Annotated in this window: 21 protein-coding genes; 8 read left to right on the forward strand and 13 right to left on the reverse strand. The window is 71.1% G+C overall.

Going from position 1 to position 17,159, the window contains the following annotated elements:
- Positions 1 to 54: 54 nt before the first annotated feature.
- The 3 genes from ACWCRJ_RS00105 to ACWCRJ_RS00115 all read right to left on the reverse strand — a co-directional run bounded on the left by ACWCRJ_RS00105 (position 55) and on the right by ACWCRJ_RS00115 (position 2,067).
- A complete protein-coding gene (locus tag ACWCRJ_RS00105; RefSeq protein ID WP_257566010.1) occupies positions 55 to 387 on the reverse strand; it encodes a helix-turn-helix domain-containing protein in 333 nt (110 codons plus the stop codon).
- Positions 388 to 1,081: 694 nt separating this feature from the next.
- Positions 1,082 to 1,486, reverse strand: coding sequence for a DUF5994 family protein (locus ACWCRJ_RS00110; protein ID WP_450937579.1), 405 nt, complete (start codon positions 1,484 to 1,486; stop codon positions 1,082 to 1,084).
- 176 nt (positions 1,487 to 1,662) lie between these two features.
- Positions 1,663 to 2,067 carry a DUF5994 family protein gene (locus ACWCRJ_RS00115; protein WP_450937112.1) on the reverse strand — a complete coding sequence of 135 codons (405 nt, stop codon included), beginning with the start codon at positions 2,065 to 2,067 and terminating at the stop codon, positions 1,663 to 1,665.
- A gap of 508 nt (positions 2,068 to 2,575) precedes the next feature.
- On the opposite strand from ACWCRJ_RS00115, the gene ACWCRJ_RS00120 reads away from it, so the two are divergent.
- Positions 2,576 to 2,920, forward strand: a complete 345-nt coding sequence (locus tag ACWCRJ_RS00120; RefSeq protein WP_450937580.1) for a hypothetical protein — start codon at positions 2,576 to 2,578, stop codon at positions 2,918 to 2,920.
- 252 nt (positions 2,921 to 3,172) lie between these two features.
- On the opposite strand, the gene ACWCRJ_RS00125 is transcribed toward ACWCRJ_RS00120, so the two are convergent.
- Both ACWCRJ_RS00125 and ACWCRJ_RS00130 read right to left on the reverse strand, forming a co-directional pair.
- Complete coding sequence (locus ACWCRJ_RS00125; protein WP_450937113.1) at positions 3,173 to 3,475, reverse strand: hypothetical protein; 303 nt, start codon at positions 3,473 to 3,475, stop codon at positions 3,173 to 3,175.
- A 5-nt stretch (positions 3,476 to 3,480) separates the two neighbouring features.
- Complete coding sequence (locus tag ACWCRJ_RS00130) at positions 3,481 to 4,188, reverse strand: DUF5994 family protein (protein WP_450937114.1); 708 nt, start codon at positions 4,186 to 4,188, stop codon at positions 3,481 to 3,483.
- Between the two features lie 465 nt (positions 4,189 to 4,653).
- Here ACWCRJ_RS00130 and ACWCRJ_RS00135 point away from each other — a divergent pair, with 465 nt between their 5' ends.
- The 4 genes from ACWCRJ_RS00135 to ACWCRJ_RS00150 all read left to right on the forward strand — a co-directional run bounded on the left by ACWCRJ_RS00135 (position 4,654) and on the right by ACWCRJ_RS00150 (position 7,539).
- Positions 4,654 to 4,926, forward strand: coding sequence for a hypothetical protein (locus ACWCRJ_RS00135; protein ID WP_383896622.1), 273 nt, complete (start codon positions 4,654 to 4,656; stop codon positions 4,924 to 4,926).
- 80 nt (positions 4,927 to 5,006) lie between these two features.
- Complete coding sequence (locus tag ACWCRJ_RS00140) at positions 5,007 to 5,363, forward strand: PRC-barrel domain-containing protein (protein ID WP_450937115.1); 357 nt, start codon at positions 5,007 to 5,009, stop codon at positions 5,361 to 5,363.
- 37 nt (positions 5,364 to 5,400) lie between these two features.
- Positions 5,401 to 5,571, forward strand: a complete 171-nt coding sequence (locus ACWCRJ_RS00145; RefSeq protein WP_450937116.1) for a hypothetical protein — start codon at positions 5,401 to 5,403, stop codon at positions 5,569 to 5,571.
- Positions 5,572 to 5,790: 219 nt separating this feature from the next.
- Positions 5,791 to 7,539 carry a SpoIIE family protein phosphatase gene (locus ACWCRJ_RS00150; RefSeq protein ID WP_450937117.1) on the forward strand — a complete coding sequence of 583 codons (1,749 nt, stop codon included), beginning with the start codon at positions 5,791 to 5,793 and terminating at the stop codon, positions 7,537 to 7,539.
- 245 nt (positions 7,540 to 7,784) lie between these two features.
- Here the strand turns inward: ACWCRJ_RS00150 and ACWCRJ_RS00155 are convergent, their stop codons facing one another.
- From ACWCRJ_RS00155 to ACWCRJ_RS00175, 5 genes are all read right to left on the reverse strand, one after another.
- A complete protein-coding gene (locus ACWCRJ_RS00155) occupies positions 7,785 to 8,528 on the reverse strand; it encodes an aggregation-promoting factor C-terminal-like domain-containing protein (RefSeq protein WP_450937118.1) in 744 nt (247 codons plus the stop codon).
- Positions 8,525 to 9,001: a hypothetical protein gene (locus ACWCRJ_RS00160; protein ID WP_450937604.1), complete on the reverse strand. Its 477-nt coding sequence runs from the start codon at positions 8,999 to 9,001 to the stop codon at positions 8,525 to 8,527. The genes ACWCRJ_RS00155 and ACWCRJ_RS00160 overlap by 4 nt, the downstream gene beginning before the upstream one ends.
- A gap of 76 nt (positions 9,002 to 9,077) precedes the next feature.
- Positions 9,078 to 9,248, reverse strand: coding sequence for a DUF418 domain-containing protein (locus ACWCRJ_RS00165; RefSeq protein ID WP_450937119.1), 171 nt, complete (start codon positions 9,246 to 9,248; stop codon positions 9,078 to 9,080).
- Positions 9,249 to 9,364: 116 nt separating this feature from the next.
- Positions 9,365 to 10,375, reverse strand: a complete 1,011-nt coding sequence (locus ACWCRJ_RS00170) for a hypothetical protein (protein WP_450937120.1) — start codon at positions 10,373 to 10,375, stop codon at positions 9,365 to 9,367.
- 53 nt (positions 10,376 to 10,428) lie between these two features.
- On the reverse strand, positions 10,429 to 12,090 hold the full coding sequence (locus tag ACWCRJ_RS00175; protein ID WP_450937121.1) for a protein kinase domain-containing protein: 1,662 nt from the start codon (positions 12,088 to 12,090) through the stop codon (positions 10,429 to 10,431).
- A gap of 246 nt (positions 12,091 to 12,336) precedes the next feature.
- Here ACWCRJ_RS00175 and ACWCRJ_RS00180 point away from each other — a divergent pair, with 246 nt between their 5' ends.
- Positions 12,337 to 12,564 carry a hypervirulence associated TUDOR domain-containing protein gene (locus tag ACWCRJ_RS00180; protein ID WP_046915930.1) on the forward strand — a complete coding sequence of 76 codons (228 nt, stop codon included), beginning with the start codon at positions 12,337 to 12,339 and terminating at the stop codon, positions 12,562 to 12,564.
- A 78-nt stretch (positions 12,565 to 12,642) separates the two neighbouring features.
- Here the strand turns inward: ACWCRJ_RS00180 and ACWCRJ_RS00185 are convergent, their stop codons facing one another.
- The 3 genes from ACWCRJ_RS00185 to chvE all read right to left on the reverse strand — a co-directional run bounded on the left by ACWCRJ_RS00185 (position 12,643) and on the right by chvE (position 14,748).
- Positions 12,643 to 13,122, reverse strand: a complete 480-nt coding sequence (locus ACWCRJ_RS00185) for an MSMEG_6728 family protein (RefSeq protein WP_450937122.1) — start codon at positions 13,120 to 13,122, stop codon at positions 12,643 to 12,645.
- 195 nt (positions 13,123 to 13,317) lie between these two features.
- Complete coding sequence (locus ACWCRJ_RS00190; RefSeq protein WP_450937123.1) at positions 13,318 to 13,521, reverse strand: DUF4287 domain-containing protein; 204 nt, start codon at positions 13,519 to 13,521, stop codon at positions 13,318 to 13,320.
- A gap of 138 nt (positions 13,522 to 13,659) precedes the next feature.
- Positions 13,660 to 14,748: a multiple monosaccharide ABC transporter substrate-binding protein gene (gene chvE, locus ACWCRJ_RS00195; RefSeq protein ID WP_450937124.1), complete on the reverse strand. Its 1,089-nt coding sequence runs from the start codon at positions 14,746 to 14,748 to the stop codon at positions 13,660 to 13,662.
- An 880-nt stretch (positions 14,749 to 15,628) separates the two neighbouring features.
- On the opposite strand from chvE, the gene ACWCRJ_RS00200 reads away from it, so the two are divergent.
- Positions 15,629 to 16,096: a DUF5990 family protein gene (locus ACWCRJ_RS00200; protein ID WP_450937125.1), complete on the forward strand. Its 468-nt coding sequence runs from the start codon at positions 15,629 to 15,631 to the stop codon at positions 16,094 to 16,096.
- A gap of 255 nt (positions 16,097 to 16,351) precedes the next feature.
- Positions 16,352 to 16,555 carry a cold-shock protein gene (locus ACWCRJ_RS00205; RefSeq protein WP_020113641.1) on the forward strand — a complete coding sequence of 68 codons (204 nt, stop codon included), beginning with the start codon at positions 16,352 to 16,354 and terminating at the stop codon, positions 16,553 to 16,555.
- The last annotated feature ends 604 nt before the right edge of the window (positions 16,556 to 17,159 follow it).

The following is a 17,159-nucleotide window of genomic DNA, read 5'->3' on the forward strand; positions in this document are numbered from 1 at the left end:
CGGAGCAAGTACGGGCTGGCCGGTCACTGCGGACTGCGGGCTGCGGGCTGCGGGTCAGATACCGGCCGTGTGCCGGGAGGCGGCGCGGCGGTATTCGGCGTTGATGCGCTGGGCTTCTTCGAGCTGGTCTTCGAGGATGATGATGCGGCAGGCGGCCTCGATGGGGGTCCCGTGGTCGACGAGTTCCCGGGCGCGGGCGGCGATCCGCAGCTGGTAGCGGGAGTAGCGGCGATGTCCGCCCTCGGAGCGGAGCGGGGTGATGAGGCGGGCTTCGCCGAGGGCGCGGAGGAAGCTGGGGGTGGTGCCGAGCATCTCGGCAGCTCGGCCCATGGTGTAGGCGGGGTAATCGTCGTCGTCGAGACGGCCGAAGGAATCGTCTGCTGTCATCTCACCTCTCTGTGGAACGCGTGGAGGGGCCCTGGTGCCGTACGGCACCAGGGCCCCGAAGGAACTGCTACACCATCTGCCGGCCCTGGTACTGCGCCGGCCTACTGTGTCCGCTGACCCGACCGAGACGCTGTCGGGGACGCGGGGATCGCGGTTGCTCGACCGGAGACCACCTCACTATCGATGTCCTGCGGTACCCGGGCTTGAAATCGCTGCCCGGGCGATCCTGATGGCGCTCGGCTCCTCCGTTCTTCCCTCTGAACCGATCACTTGCCGAACGGGTACTGCGTACTGCTTGCACCGCTGATACTGCGAACCGCTGGTGGCCTAGCGAAGCGCCACTCTCCGGCAGCCAGCCCCGTCGCCCGTCCTGCGTCTGCCTGGCTTGGAACCCCGCTGCCGAACCTCCCGATGCGCGCGCCCGCAGCCGACGCCTTCACCGAGGTACTGCCCACTGACTTCACTGCTGGGTACTGCGAACCTTCACTTACGGGTACTGCCACTGCGGTACTGCTCATGGCGGCCCCTGATCACCGCGGGCCACCCGGTCCGGTCGTCAGCCCCGTCGCCGTCCTGCGACAACCCTGGCTTCGGAACTCCACCACCGCACCGTCCTGCGCACTGCAACTGCGTACTGCAACTACGTACTACTGCCCGGCAGTTCGTGTCTGCCGGGCCCTTCTGTCTCTCTGGGCTACGAGAGAAACCATAACCATGGGACCACCCAATGTCTACTCCAGCCACTACAGATTTTCGCGTGTTCGATGGGGAAGTAATCGCGTCGTGCGGCGATCGGGGAACTTGCCGCCGACGATGAGACACCGGGATGAGCTGATGGCCGCGATGCGCCGACGGACGCGATGAGCGTGGCAACGTCCTGGCGCGTGCCGCCTCGGGCGTCGCGGGCGCGGGACCACGAGGAGGGTGAAGTGGTCCGCCTCGCGCCGGCGACGAGGACGGTGTCGTCGCCGACCGGGGAGGAGCCGACGCGCACGACGCGGTCCTCGGCGACCGGCCGCGTCGGTGGTTCTTCCCAGGCGCTCGCGTCCGGGCCGACCCGTGCGACCTTGCCCAGCGGCTCGGTCAGCGCGGTGATCAGCGCGGGAAGCTCGGGCGCGGTGTCACGGGAGCGGGGCCACCACGCCCCCGTCGAGAACGCCCCGCCGGTCGGGTTGTCGTCTCCAGCCGTACGACGGCCGTACCGGGCTTCACGGCCCGGTGGACGGTGTCCGGCAGGAACCGGTCACCCGCGGGGAGTCGTGGCCGGTCTCATGGTCAGCCTCCCTCGGGGGTACCCGCCGCGGCCGCCATGAGCGGTTCCGCGGCCTCCTCGGTCGTGTCGGGGGGCACGACCAGCAGGTCCCAGCGCCCCCGGCCAGGAGCGAGCAGGACGATGGTGGACGGGGCGGACGCGGCCGGGGTTCTGCGCAGTCGTACGACCTGGTCGGCCACGAACATCCGGCCGGCCGTCACGGGCCAGACCGCCCCGTTGACGGTGACGCTGGTGACATGACCCCATTCCCGTGGCAACCCGGCGAGCAGACGCGGGAGTTCGACGAGGAGGTCGTAGGAGCGCGGCCACCACGCTCCGTCGATGGCCCGGGGCAGGCCGCCGTGGGGGGCCAGGCGCAGGCGCAGGACGGGGTGGGAGGGAAGTGGGGGTTGCAGTGCGGTGGTCATGGGCCGGGCTCCTGTCGGCTGCCGTGCGCGGATGGGTGGTTGACGGCAGGCGCGACGGGCCGCATACCGCGCCGGCGTGGGCCGGCGCACGCCGTGCAGTCGAGGCGTTCAATGTTTCGAGGCGTTTCGAGGCGCTCGAGGAGACGGATGACGGCGGCCGACGGGTCGACCCACTCCGACGGATGTGGCGCCGGGGTCACGGGCCGCCCCTGGGACGGGTGATGTGCTGGAGACGACCTGTCGGGTCGGCACGGAACACCCTCGTGCTCCCCACCGTACTCCTCGTGCGGGACGGGGCCCCGGACACCGCTGGTCAGCGCCCTCCGGCAGGTAGTCCGAGCCGGGTGGCGCGTTGACACCCACCGTCGCCGGACGTTGACTGGCAGCACGGCACAGGGCCAGGAAGGGAAGGGGCGACCGAGTCTCCGGAAGCCTGCGGCAGGCCGTCCAGGAGGCGAACGGCGCCTTCGGGCGGTGACCTCATCCCATGGAAGCGGTACACACCACGATGTACGACCAGACACGCGCCCAGCAGCCGGCGGACCGGCCCCCGGGCCTCGTCGGACGACCTGCCACCGGCCCGGAACCGCTGCTCCCCTCGGACGGACGGGAGGAGATCGTGCGCCGCCTCGGACATGCCGTCAACACCTTCGCGGACAGCCCACGCGAGGCGCTGGAGGAGGCGGAGGGGGCGTTCGACGAGGCCGCCGCCCAGCTGATGAACGCCCTCGCGGAGCGTCGGCGGGCCCTGCGCGCGGGCTGGTCGGACCTGGACCACGAGACGCAGTCCACCGAACTCCGCTTCGCGCTGCGGGAGTACCGCGAGATCACCGGACGGCTGCTGCGCGTATAAGCCGCCACGGGACCGGCGACGGGTGCGGCGTGTGCCGCCGGGCGCGGGACCGGACGTCCGGGGAAGCGCCGTGGCACGACCGGCCAGGGACGGGGGCGCGCGGTGGTGGCGTCTGACCTGGGCGTCGTGCCCTGGAGCGTTCCGACCCGACCCGACCCGACCCGGCCTGGACGGCGACTGCGACTGCGACTGCGACTGCGACTGCGACTGCGTACGAGCGGTCGCCGCCCGCCCGCCCACGGGCGTCGCGGCCTACGGCTGCGCCCTCTCCGGGCGGTCCGAGCGGGGGCTCACGGCGCCCTGATGGGTGCGGCGCCGGAGGCGGTGGTGGAGACGTCCATGTCCTGCGTCACGCCGACGGCCCGTGCCGGTCGTCCTCGCCCGGGCACGTGCCTTCCGCGGAGCGGGCGGTGACGGTCCCGCGACGGGCATGTCGGAATGACCGTAGTGGAAGGCGGCGATACGGTCGCCGTGCTGTGAGTTGAGCCGGTGGATGAGGAGCGCGCCGAAGGCGATCACCGCGATGATCACGGTCACGGTCAGGAATGTCTCCACGGTCCTCACCTTCCCATCGACTGGTGCCGTATCGCCGCGGTCACGGCGGCCGTCCCGACGCCCAGGCCGGCCGTCACCACGGTCATGGCGGCCGTCGCCGGGGTCATGGTTCGGGATCCGTGACCGTACGGCCTGATCGCCGGCCTCATGGCCCTCTGATCGCCGGCCCCATGTCCCCCTTCGGACTCCCAGACCGCCTCCCCGGCCCGGTCGGTCTCCGCAACCGCCGGCAGGCGCGCCTCCCGCTCCATCAACAGGCTCGCGGTCGACGTGCCCAGGGGGTCGCTCGCGGCGGCCATCAGCCGGGCGGCCGACGCGGGGGACGTGTGCGGTGGGATCACCAGGAGGTTCCAGCGGCCCACACGGTAGGAGAGCAGCAGCAGTTCGTGCGGGTCCTGCCCGGACCGGAACCAGCCCACTTTCACCACGTGCCCCGCGACGGGCACCTTGCGTGGAACGACCGGCCAGTGGACGGGATTCACCGTCACCCGGGTGATCCGCCCCCACAGCGGGTCCAGCACGGCCGTCAGGGAGGGGAGTTCCGCTCCGAGATCGCGGGAACGCGGCCACCACGCGCCGTCCAGCAGGGCAGGTGTGGGACCGACGGGAGCCAACGACAGACGGAGCGAGGGAGAAGGCGAAGGCGAAGGCGAAGGCGAGGAGGAACGGTCAGCGGCTTCGGCTGTCGGCGGGCGGGAAATGGTCACGGTCATGACGCGAACCCTGCCCCGGGCCGATCACGACCGGCCCGGTGTATTCGATCGCCGAAAACAACACGAGCCTGAAAGCCGGTGTGCGAAATATCCTCGGTGTCTTCGAGCCTACTCCTCGGACGGGCACGGCGGACCGCCGAGGCGGCGGAGACTCCATCCCGCGGGCCCCTCCCGCCGACCGTTGTCGGCAGCCACCGGCGGGCCGCGCACGGGCTGCCGGATCCGCCCGCCGCGACGACCCGCCCGCTCCGGCTGTGCGACGCACCGCGCACCGCGCACCGTACGCGCCCACCGCACGCGGACACATCGCCCGCCGGTGAGCGCGCCGTGCCACCGCACCGCCCCCAACACCCCCTGCGCCGCCCGACAAAACCGCTGGCCGTGGGCGGGTACCGGCGTACGGCCCGGAGTAGAGTGAGGACGGAGATCCGGCGGTCCGGGAGCCCAGGACGAGTGGCGGCGACCATGGCAACACTGCACCAGCGGAAGACCCACCGCGAAGCGATCATGAAGACCCTGTACGACGACATGGAAGGCAGTGGCCTTCCCGACGTCTCCGGGGCGAGGCTGCGCGACGAGTTGGAGATCCCCGAGCACGATCTGGCCGCGGCCTGCACCTACCTGGTGGGCGAAGGGCTCGTCACGGTCCGCTGGGCCCATGGAGAGGTGCCTGCGACGGTCGTGCTGACGCATCAGGGGATACGGCTCATGGAGGCCGCGGAGGAGAACCGCGGCTGACCGCGCGAGGGCGCCTGGGACACGGGTGCCGGGGTACTCGTACGTACCACCCGGTAAAGCGTGCAGACAGGGAGCAGGCCATGATCCGTCCAGCCGACATCCGCGAGTGGCGCAACCAGGACGTGGTCGACGAGAAGCAGCGCAGGATCGGCATGCTCGAAGCAGTCTACGTCGACACCGCCACCGACGAACCGGCCATGGCCACCGTCCGGACCGGACTGCCCACCCGCCACCGGCTGGTCTTCGTCCCCCTCGACGACGCGGTCCTCGGACCTGACTACGTCCGGGTCTCCTACACCAAGGGGCAGGTGCGCAAGGCCCCGTCGATCGGGACGGACGACGTCCTGCCGGCCGAGCAGGAGGAGGAGATCTTCCAGCACTACGGCCTGACGTACCGGCCGGGGACGGCCGGTGAACGTCAGCTCGCACGCCGGTGACCGCGCGCGCCCGGCACGGAGGAGATGGTCCGCGGTGATGGCGCTCTTCCTTCTGCTGCTCCTGGTGGCCGTCGTACTGGGAATCATCGGTGTGGCGGCGGAGGGTCTCGGCTTCCTCCTGGCCATCGGCATCGTGGTCTTCGCCGCCACCGTGATCTTCTTCGCGGTGCGGGTGTCCCTGCGCACCAGGCGGCGTCCCCTCCGCTGACGCCGTGGACGATCCCGGGGCCGACGCCGTGCCGTGGGCGGGCGCTCGGGAGGTGGCGTACGCATCGCCGGGTCGGGCGGGCGCGATCGTCGTGTCGGACGGGCGGGCGGGGAGCCGTCGGGGGACCATCGGACACCGGTGTGTCGGTTTCCCTGCCGTGTGTCCGGTTCCCGACGCGCCCCGGTCCTCGGTGCGGGGCCGTCATGGCGGGAGGCTGGCATGGTCGAGGGTGCGGTACCCGGTACGGGGGACGAGGAGCGGTCGCGGCCGGCGGCCGAACCGGGCCTGTGGCGGCAGGTGGTCGAGCAGCTGAGCACCGCTCTGATGGTGGTCGATCCGGCCGCACGGATCCTCGCTGTCAACCCGGCCGCCGAGCGGCTGCTGGGCCGTACCGCCGACGCGATGCGCGGAAGGGACGCGCACGAACTGCTGCACCGGGACGCGGGCGGCGGTGCTCTGGTCCGCGACCGCTGCCCGCTGCTCCGGGCGCTGGCCGAGAGGGCTGCCGCGGGCGGGGACGGTGACAGTTACCTGTGCGGTGACGGCCGTCTGATCACCATCGCCTGGTCCGCCTCTCCCCTGACGGACTCCGGCTCCTTCACGGGCATGACCGTGCTGTTCACCGACTCCACGGGCGGCCACGGCACGCGCCGGGAGCGCGCGGAACGGGCGGAGCGGGCTGCCTACACCAGTGCCCTGGAGGACCTCACCGAGCGACTGACGCTGGTCGCGGACATCACCGACGTACTGGGCCAGACCCTGGACGCCGACGAGGCCCTCGCCCGGCTGGGCCGCCTGCTGGTACCCCGCCTCGCCGACTGGACCGCGGTGGACCTCCGGACCGGCTCCGGGCAGGTGCACCGCGTCGCGGTGACAGGTCCCGCGGGCCGTGACACGACGCTGGAGGGCGGACGCGAGCACCTCCCCGAAGCGGGGGATGCGGACCCGTCGCCCCTCGTCCAGGTGCTGAACGGCGGTGATCCCGTGCTGTGGGACGGGGTGGGAGCGGCCGTACTACCCGGGTCCCCCCTGGCCGCCCACCACGGCGACTTCCTGCGGACGGTGGGCGCGACATCCGTCGTCACGGTGCCGCTGGGCTCGGGACCGCGGATCACCGGCGCCCTGACGCTGGTCCGCACCGACCCCGCGTACCCCTTCGACGCCGCCGACCTGGAGGTGGTGAGCGACATCGGCCACCGGGTCGGTCTGGTCGTCGACAACGCGCGACGGTACGGCCGCCAGCGTGCCGTCGCCGAGGCCATGCAGCGCAACCTGCTCGGTCCGCTGCCCCGGCCCGGACGGCTGCGGCTGGCCGCCCGTTACCAGCCCGCCCCCGTCGGATCCCAGGTCGGCGGTGACTGGTACGACGCGTTCGAACTGAAGGACGGCACGCTCGCGCTGGTCATCGGCGACGTCGTGGGCCACGACCTGACCGCTGCGGCCGGGATGGCCCAACTGCACGGCATCCTGCGCTCCCTGGCCTGGGACCACGTAGGGCCGCCGGGCAGCGTTGTCGACCGCCTCGACGACGCCATGCCCGCGATCACCACCGTTCCCATGGCCACCCTGGTCCTCGCCCGGGTCGAAGGCCATCCGCACGACGGCCCATGGACCCTGCGGTGGACCAGCGCCGGACATCCGCCGCCGCTCCTCCTCACCCCCGGCGGACACGCGCGGTACCTCGAAGCCGGGCAGGGACTGCTCCTCGGCGCCCACCTGGGCGACGGCGGCAGCCGGCCGAACGCCACGGAACCCCTGCCGCCGGGTTCCACGCTGCTGCTCTACACCGACGGCCTGATCGAGATCCCCGGCAGTGACCTCGACACCGGCCTGACCCGCCTGCGCCGCCACGCCCTGAAACTCGCGCACGCGTCCCTGGACACACTGTGCGACCAGTTGCTCGCCCGCATGCCGCCCGGCAGCACCGACGACGTGGCCCTCCTCGCCCTGCGGCTGCCGTCGGCGTGACAGCGGGCGGGCGACGTTCCAGACCCGACTGATCCAGACCCGACTGATCCAGACCCGACTGAGGGGACACTCCTGTGCGGTCGCGACGGCTCCGCGCGGCCGTGGCGGGGAGGCCCGGGAAGGCTGGAGTGAGGTGCGCCCGACCTGCCCGGGGCAGTGCCTCACCGTAGAACGGTGAGGCACTGCCCCGGGTCGAGCGGCCTCCTTGGCGCGTCCGGTGACGGCTCAGTGTCGGCAGTATCGGCTCAGTAGGAACCGTTGGCCTGCCAGAACGCCCATGCTTCGCAGGGGCTGCCGTAGCGGTCGTCCATGTAGTTCAGGCCCCACTTGATCTGCGTGGCCGGGTTGGTCCGCCAGTCGGCTCCGGCGGACGACATCTTGGAGCCGGGATAGGCCTGTACGAGACCGTAGGCCCCGGAAGAGGGGTTGACCGCCTTGTGGTTCCAGCCGGACTCGTGGTCCACGATGTTGCTGAAGCACTGGAACTGATCGCCGGGCACCATCTGCCGTGCGATGGCCTGCACCTGGGCCACGGTGTATGAGGACTGCGGTGCGACGTCGGAGGAGCCGGCCGACGAGCCGTCGGCCTGCTGCCGCGCCTCCCGGCGATCCTCGGCGTCCTCCAGCGCTTTCTGCTCGGCCTCCTTCTGCTTGGCCTCCTTCCGCTCGGCCTCCGCTTGCTTGGCCTCCTTCTGCTTGGCGATCGCGTCCTGGGCAGCCTGCCTGCGGGCTGCCTCCGCCGCGGTTTCCTTCGCGCTGTTGTCCGCGGCGATGGACTGCGCGTCGGCCTGTTGGGTCAAGGAGACCGTTTGTGTCCGGGCCTGCTGACCCATGGGTATGTCCGCGAGGAGGGTCGTACCGCTCGCCGTCGTTTGAGTGTCGTTCACCGCCTGGCCGGTGCTGCTCTGGCCAACTCCCGCAACGGCACCGACAGTGGTGACCGCGGTGGCAGAGACCACCGCGAATCCCCGGACTAAATTCCCGCTCACACGTCGTCCTTCCGGCTTCGTCCGATCAAGAGGTTGAGCTTCGTGGGAGGAAGACGGTTGATCGACCGCACTGGTGGCAACGACGGGCACACCATCGATGGCCGGGTCGACGGCCTGCCCGGCCGGAGCGCCCTGGAGCAGGCGTTCGACCGGGACCTGCGGGTTCTTGTTGGTGCGGGCGTGCGGGTGTGCGGGACGGCCGGCACGTCGAGGATCTCGTCCGGGACGGGGCGGATCTCGTCCGGGACGGGGCGGGGTGAGGCGCCGGTGCGGATGGCCTCGCGGATGCGGCCGCGCAGGGCGTCGTCCGTGTACCACAGGGGGCGGTCGCCGGGGCCCGGGTCGGACGGGAGGGCGAGGGGCTTGAGGTGTTCCAGCAGGACACCGCCGTGGCCGTGGACGATGCCCTGGGGCAGGCCGGTCGTTCCGGAGGAGAAGACGGGCTCAGAGGGGGGGGTGGCGATGGCCGCCACCGACCGGGCGCTCGACGACGCCCGCCTGGACCGCCCACGTGCGGGTGCCCCTCCTGGTTCCCGCCCCCCGCGACGCTCAGCGCACCCGGCGAGCCAGTGTCGTGGCTCGGTGGAGCAGGTGTTCCAGGGGGCCCCGGCGGAAGAAGCGGGACCAGGCCGTCGCGAAGGGGACGGCTCCGGTGATGAACGCGAGCAGCAGTGTGGTGGACGCGGACTGAGGTGGTGCGGCGGCTTCGCCGGGGGACAACGTGGCCGAGGCGGATGCGGGCCAACCACCCGACGTCTCACGGGAGTTGCCCCGCCGGGTGGCCCTCGTTCCCCCGCCGACCGGCGGGGCGGGAACCGGCCGGCCGGTTCGGTCCGTCAGGGGCAGTCGTACGTGACGGGGACGGTGACCGCTCGCTGCGAGGGGGAGAGGATGCGCAGTTCGGCCCGGCCCTCGTGACGGCCCTTGCCCTGGAACGTCCACAGCAGGTGCAGGCGCGCCTGACGCTGGTCCCGGACCAGTACTTCGCGCAGGACACCCGAGGTGGTGCCGTCGCTCCGGATCCAACGGTAGGAGAGCGTGCCCGGACGGCCGTTCGTCCCGACGAGGCCGACGATGTCCGCGGTGCCGTCGCACCCCAGAACCTTCGGCTCGGCCGCGACCGCCACCGTACGCACCTGCACGGACGGACCCAGGCGCTGCCAGGCGAGGAACGCGAGGACGCAGAGCACCACCAGGACGGGCAGGGCGTGCCGGCGCAGCCGCCGACGCCGGGGCACCTGGACGGGCGGCATGGTGGGCAGCGTCCTGTGGGTGCGGTGCGCGACCTCGGCGGTCACCCCCGGGCCGAAACGCAGCAGGGTGCCTTCGACGCGGTCGGGGGGTGTCGGTTCCGGCTCCCCGTCCGACTCGAACTCCGACCGTGACTGCGACCATGACTGCGACTGCGGCACGGTGGGGAGCACCGGTGTGGGCTCGGCGGCGGGCCGCGTCGGGGAGTGTTCGACGAGTGTGTCGCCGGACTGGGGTCGCTGGATCCAGTGGCTGGCCAGCATGGTGGCGCTGTACTCGGCGTCGTCGTAGGCGGATTCGCCGCTCGGGGGGTGGCCGTCGGAGGGGTCGAGACGGACGGTGGTGTCGTGCGCGTCGGCGGGGCCGAGGCGCACGGTCCCATCCTGGTCATCGACCGGGCCGAGGCGGACGGTCCCACCCTCCTCGTCGACGGAGCCGACGGAGCCGAGACGGACGGTACGGCCGTGCTCGTCAACAGACCCGAACCGGACGGTACGGCCGTGCTCGTCAACAGACCCCAGCCGGACGGTCCCGCCCTCCTCCTCGACCGGGCCCAGCCGGACAGTCGCTCCCTGCTCGTCGGCAGAACCCCGCACCTGCGTCGGCTCATGGTCCCCGGAAGGTCTCGGAGGACGGTCGTTGCGCGCGGTCACCGGATCTCACACTGCCTGGTCAGCAGCTGCTGCGACGCGCCGCCGTCGGCGGAGGCCGGGCTGGTGGTGCCCTGGACCGCCCAGTAGCAGCCGCCGCGTCCGAAGGTGTGGTCGACGTCGATCGTGTACTGGGTCGCGCCACCGCGCTGGAAGGTCTGGGACGCGCCGTCCGGGGCGCCGAGCTGTCCGGAGCCGTCGCCCTTGAACCAGGAGACGGTGAGGGAGACCGGGCCGGTGCCGTCCGTGGTGATGGTGATGGTCGACGTGGCGGTCGTGGGGCCCGTCTGCCGGAAGGCCGACACCGTGACGTCCTTGACGGCCGTGGCGGCGGGCGCGGAGGGGGCGGACGTCGTCGGCGCCGGTGGGCTCTCCGTGTCGCCGTCGCCGGGCGGCGTCGTGTCCGGGTCCCCGGTCGAAGGGGCGGAGGCCGAGGGCTCCCCCGTGTCGGTGGGCGACGGCGCCGAGGGCGACAGGCCGGGTGACGCCGACGCGTCGGCCGACTCGGAGGCGGTCGGGGACGGGGACGGGGACGCGGAGGTGGTCGCGGCTGTGGGGCCCGTCGTCTCCGTACCGGCCCCGGCACTGGTGGTCGCCAGGGCCTGGGCCGCCTCCTGCGGAGCGGCTCCCGGGGCGTGCTGGATCCCGTAGGTCAGGAGAACGCCCAGCAGCGCGGCGGCCCCGGACACGAGCATCCCGGGCCGGCCGGGTCTCCAGGACCGCGCCCAGCCGCCGCCCGACCCCTGGCTCAACACCGTGCGCGCGGTGTCCGTGCTGGTCCGGGGGCCGCTGCGGGCCGAGGGCAGCAGCAGCGGCAGCAGTGCCACCAGCGCGGCGAGCCGGCCTCGACCACGCTCCTCCCAGTCGGGCCCGTAGGCGCCGCCGGCGGCCGCCTCCAGATCCGAGACGAACGCCTCGACCTCCGCGGGCCGCTCCTCCGGGTCCTTGGCCAGCCCCCGCCGCACCAGATCCCGTACGGGCTCGGGGACCTCCTCCACGGGGACGGGCGCGTCGACGTGCTGCAGGGCGAGTTCGGCGAGGTTGTCGCCCGCGTACGGCTTGTGGCCCGTCAGACACTCGAAGAACGTGGCCGTGGCCGCGTACACGTCGGCGGCGGGCGAGGCGGGCGCGCCCGTCCACTGCTCCGGGGCCATGTAGGACGGGGTTCCCGCCACGCCGGCGCTGGTTCCCGCGTCCACCGCGATCCCAAAGTCGACGAGCTTGGACTCGCCGTCCGGTACGACCAGGACGTTCTCCGGCTTGTAGTCGCGGTGGACGACGCCGATCCGGTGCGCGTCGGCGAGGCCGAGCAGCGACCCCTTGAGGATGACGAGCGCCGCCTCGGGGTCGAGCGGGCCCTGTCTGGAAAGCATCGTCCGCAGCGAGACGCCGTCCACCAGCTCCATCACGATGGCGGCGCCGTGCGGGCTCTCCACGTACTCGTACAGGCCGGTCACGTGCGGGCTCTGCAGTCCGCCGAGCAGCCGCGCCTCGGCCCGGAAGTCGCGTACGAAGCCCGGCCGGGTGCGCAGGGGCTCGCTGAGGTACTTCACCGCGACCGGAAGGCCGGTCTCCTCGTGCACGGCCAGTACGACCCGCCCGCTCGCCCCGGACCCGAGTTCGAGTGACTCGGTGTATCCGGGCACCGCCCATGTGTTCATTCCACCCCCAAGGCCGCCGTGCGCCGCTGCCCATCCGCTCCCCCGGGACCGGCCGCGTGGAGAGTGAGACACATTTTCGGCCATCGCGGTTGCGTGTGATAGCCGCGGGTTCCACCGTTCTGGAGGGCCGGTGCCCGGTGGCTAAGTGGTGACGGCGCTCGCCGCCGCACTTCCGACGAGACCCCGAGTGTCGTTTTCGTCCGATTTTGGCGGGGCACTCGCGACCTGAGTGACGGGAGGTGAATCATGGCCGGGAAGCGACAGCCGCGCAAGGGCGATCGAGTGTCGTGGAAGAGTCACGGGTCCGAGGCCACGGGCAAGGTCGAGAAGAAGATCACCGAGAAGACCGAGGCCGCAGGACGCACCGTCGACGCCTCCGCCGAGGACCCTCAGTACCTGGTCCGCAGCGACAAGTCCGGGCGCACGGCCGTACACAAGCCGCAGGCGCTGCGCGGCAGGAAGAAGGACGGGTGACGCACCCACCGAGCGTGCGCTGCCGGCGTCGGCCGATACCCGTCGACGCCGGCACCCGCCGGTCACCCGGTCACCCGGTCACAGTGAGGCGGCGGCCTCCCGGTCGGACGTGGGCCATACGTACGGCAGGTCGTCCGGCACGTCGGGGAAGGACTCGGCGTAGAGGGCGGGGTCCTTGCGGACCAGCGCGGAGCGGTGGCTGCGGTGGAAGGCCTCGTCGCCGAGCCAGGGCGGCAGCTCCCCGGCAGCCGCCAGCCGCGCCTGGCCCCGGGTCGGCGCGTGGGGCCGGAACTCCGTGAAATCGGTGACCAGTGTGGCCGCGCAGCTGTCCCGGTGGCCCAGCTCGCACCACACCTCGCAGATCTCCAGGCCGTACCGGACGAGGGCCTCCTCGTAACCCGCCCACATGCGCACCGCCGGATGCCGCCGCCACCCGTACCCCGGCCGGATGAGCCCGCGCAGCACCTGCAGCGCCTCGACGCGCTGCTTTCCGAGCCGACGACGGTCCAGGGCCTCCGCCGAGGCCCGGAAGTCGGGATACGGCAAGAAGGTCTGCATGCCGTCGCCCCTCTCTGCACACCGATCAGGCGATCCGGTCGTCGACCCGGTCACGGCCCCGGTCACGTCCTCCACCGGGTACCCGCACACGGGGATACGAAGACCTCGAACCGGCGCGTCACGCGCAGATGCACAGATAAACAGACGCACGGGTACATACGGACAGGTGAGCGGCGCGCGGCGCATCCGCCCCGCTCACTGTTCGGCGAGTGTGTGGGCCACGAGGGCGTTGGCGTGGCCGTGGCCCAGGCCGTGCTCGCTCTTGAGCCAGGAGACGAGCTCCATGTGCCTGGTGAGCGGCGAGGCCCGGATCATGTCCTTCCACTCGGCAATGGGACGGCCGTACTTCTTCTCGATCGAGGGGAAGTAACTGGCGGGGCCCTTCACGGGTGCGGTCATGTCGGTCGCGTCCTTTCCGTCGGCCGGCCGAGCGCGGCGGGTGTCCGCGAGCGTCGGCTCGTGTCGTCGGTCATGACCGGCGGGGGCCGCGGATGTGATCGACCTCGTGGTGTGATCCGGGTCACTGGACCCCCGAGGCTACTTGAGGTCTTCCTCCGTGTAGAGGTCGCTCGCGGCCAGGACGTACTCGTAGTTGGACTTGTCGACGCTGATCGGCTGCAGCAGGTACGCCGGCACGGCCTTGACGCCGTTCTTGTACGCCCTTCTGTTGTTCAGCTCCGGAGTATCGCCGTTGAGGATGTCGTCCGCCATGTTCGCGGCCCTGCCGGCGAGTTGGCGGAGATCCTTGAAGACGGTCTGCGACTGGTCGCCCGCGATGATCGACTTCACCGAGGCCAGTTCGGCGTCCTGCCCGGTGATGATCGGGAGGGGCTTGGCGGCGGTGCCGTAACCGGCCGCCTTCAGCGCGGTGAGGACGCCGATGGAGATGCCGTCGTACGGCGACAGGACCGCGTCGACCCGCTGGCTCCTGTACGACTGGGAGAGGACCTGGGTCATGCGCTTCTGCGCGGTGGGCCCGTCCCAGCGCAGCGTGGTGATCTTGTCCATCTCGGTCTGGCCGGACCTGACCACCAACTGCTTGTTGTCCAGATACGGCTGCAGCAGATGCATCGCGCCGTCGAAGAAGAACTTGGTGTTGTTGTCGTCGGGAGAACCGGCGAACAGTTCTATGTTGAACGGGCCCTCGCCGTCCTCCAGGCCGAGCTTCTCGATGATGTGGCGGGCCTGGAGCCGGCCGACCTGCTCGTTGTCGAACGAGACGTAGTAGTCGACGTTCCTGGTGCCGAGGATGAGCCGGTCGTAGGAGATCACGGGGATCTTCGCGGCGGCGGCTTGTTCGAGCGCGCCGTTCAGCGACTTGTTGTCGATCGCCGCGATGATCAGCGCGTCGACGCCCTGCTTGATCAGCTTCTCGATCTGCTTGACCTGGGTCTGCGGGTTGTCCTCACCGTAGAGCAGCTCGGTCTTGTACCCCTTGTCCTGCAGGTCCTCCACGACACTCTTGCCGTCGGTGAGCCAGCGCTCGGAGGCCCGCGTGGGCATGGCGATGCCGATCGTGCCGCTCTCGGAGCTGCTCTCGCTGGTCTCGCCGCCGCAGGCGGACAGGGTGAGGGCGAGCGAGACCGCTCCGGCGAGGGCGGCGAGGGCGGCTCTTCGGTTGGGCATGGTGTCTTTCCCTGTTCTTGTCGTCGTCGAGACGGACCGAACGTCAGGTCGAGCGGCGTCGGCCGCGGAGGATCGGCCCGGCGGCCTCGTGCCGCCTCGGTGCCGGTGAGCGGGGGACGGACCGCGCGGGGTCATCGCGGTTCAGGTCGCCCGGCAGATCGGTCGAGCCGCTGCCCGGACGCGTCGGCGTCCCGGGACCCGTCGGCGGTCGTGATCCCGCTGCCCGCGTGCACCTGGACAAGGGTGAGGCTGTGCCACGGCGTCCCGGCCACGTCTGTGCTGACTCCGGTGCTGCGCAGGGCACTTGCCTTTCCCGTCGTTCGAAATCTCGTCACATGGTCGGAAGATTGGCGAGATTGGCGTGACATTAGGAGCGGATGTGCCGGGTGTCAACGGAACGCACACAAACGCTTTCAGTAGTTGTCCGCCACGAGGACCTGGGGTGTGGTTCTCGGTGACGTCCAGCATGAGGCACGGCATCCGTGTCAGGGCGGCGCGATCTGGCCGATTTCGATGTCCCGGGCCCGCCATCGACTGCCCGCGTCGACCGCCGTATCGACCGCCGTATCGACCGCCCGCGTCGACCGCCCGCGTCGATCTCCCGCGTTGGCCGTCCACGTCGATCGCCCGCATCGAACGTCCGCATCGAACGTCCGCGGTCGAGCGCCCGCCTCGACCGCCCGCATCAAGCGTCCGCGGCGAGCGCCCGCATCACCGGGGCGGGGGTGGGTGGCGCCGTGCGGTCATACGCGGCGAGGCCGGGGTCGTGTCGACGCGCCGTGCACGCTGGGCCAGTTGGAAGAGTTCGGTACCACCCCCTCCCTTGCGCCGAGCGCCGTGTGGAGTCGGCGTCGACACCGGCGGCGGGATGATGGGGGTCATGCACATCCGCATCGACGCCGTCGACCTTCCCGGCCGCACCCGCCCCGCCTCCGCCGACGGCAGAATCCCGGCGTACGACAACCTCCACGTCGCCGTGCAGCGCCGCGACCGTCCGGCCGAACTCCTCGACCCGCAGCCCGGCGACGCCCCGTCCGCGACCTGGACCCTGGAGTGCACCGCGAGCACCTCGGCGGACGGCACCAAGATCAAGGGGCCCTATGTGCAGGACCGGCTGGGCCGGCGCTTCGTCTACCTGTCGTGGGGCACGGTCGACGGCTCGGGCACCTTCACGATGTTCCGCCGCGCCAAGCTCATGCTCGACGTGATCCCCGCCGAGGTGCTCGCCGCCGCCGCACACGGCGGGCTGCTGGTGGGACGCCTCGGTCTGACCGACCCCCAGGGCGGCCCCCTGTGCGCCCGGGTCGAGCCCCCGCTGATCACCTGGACCGCCGGGCGGGCCGATTAGCGCGGGACCACAGCGCGGCACGGAGGAATATCTGTATCCGCGAAGTAAGAAATAGACGGGGCGTGCGACGAGTATTCCTCGACCCCTGACCGGAACGGAATTTTGGATCATTCAGGCCGGATCGTGGCGTGCTAATGTCGATGCCAGTTGCAGGTGTGGTTGCCAGAAGGTTCATTTCCTGACGGGTTGATCAGCACGGCGACGCGGAATCCGCACACGGCGAATTCCGTACCTCGTCTCCGAAGGAGAAATGACATGGCTACTGGCACCGTGAAGTGGTTCAACGCGGAAAAGGGCTTCGGCTTCATCGAGCAGGACGGCGGCGGCCCCGACGTCTTCGCCCACTACTCGAACATCGCCGCCCAGGGCTTCCGTGAGCTGCAGGAAGGCCAGAAGGTGTCGTTCGACATCGCGCAGGGCCAGAAGGGCCCGACGGCCGAGAACATCGTCACCGCCTGACGCTCGCGGCACATATTCTCAGTAGCTGGGGCCCGCACCTTGAGGTGCGGGCCCCAGCTCGTTGCGTTTCCGCCCCGCCAGGAACTTCCTTCCACGGCCGAGAGCGGATCACGGTCGCGCGATCACGCGTTCGGCGCATGTCGCATCCGATCCGCTCAGACGATTCCCTCGCGCAGGACACGGCGCCGCTTTCGCTTCCCCCCGTCGAATTCGCCGATCGCGGCCGACCCGGCCCACACCCCCGGGTCCACCCCAGTCCACGCCGGCAGGCAGCGGCCCGCTTCGGCCGCCAGTCGCCGCCATAACGGATCGCATGCCGCCCATCACCCCTGGTAGCAGGCTATCTATGCCTCCAGACGACTGAAATCTATCTTCGCCACAGTAGACATTGGCCTCCGACACGGTTAGCCTTCTACTCGTTGAGACGGTCTGGCGACCTACCGGCCACGGACCGGCGAGGTCGCAGTACACGAGCAAGAACGGAGGAGAACGCCATCAGGATCGCCCGGCCCGAGAGGCACTCGGCCCGGGTACCGCAAGACCCCGGATGGGAAGGTGGTCTCCGGTCAAGCAGCCGCGATCCCCGCACCCCCCTTCGTCAGGG

It is taken from the genome of Streptomyces sp. NPDC002324, assembly GCF_053593335.1.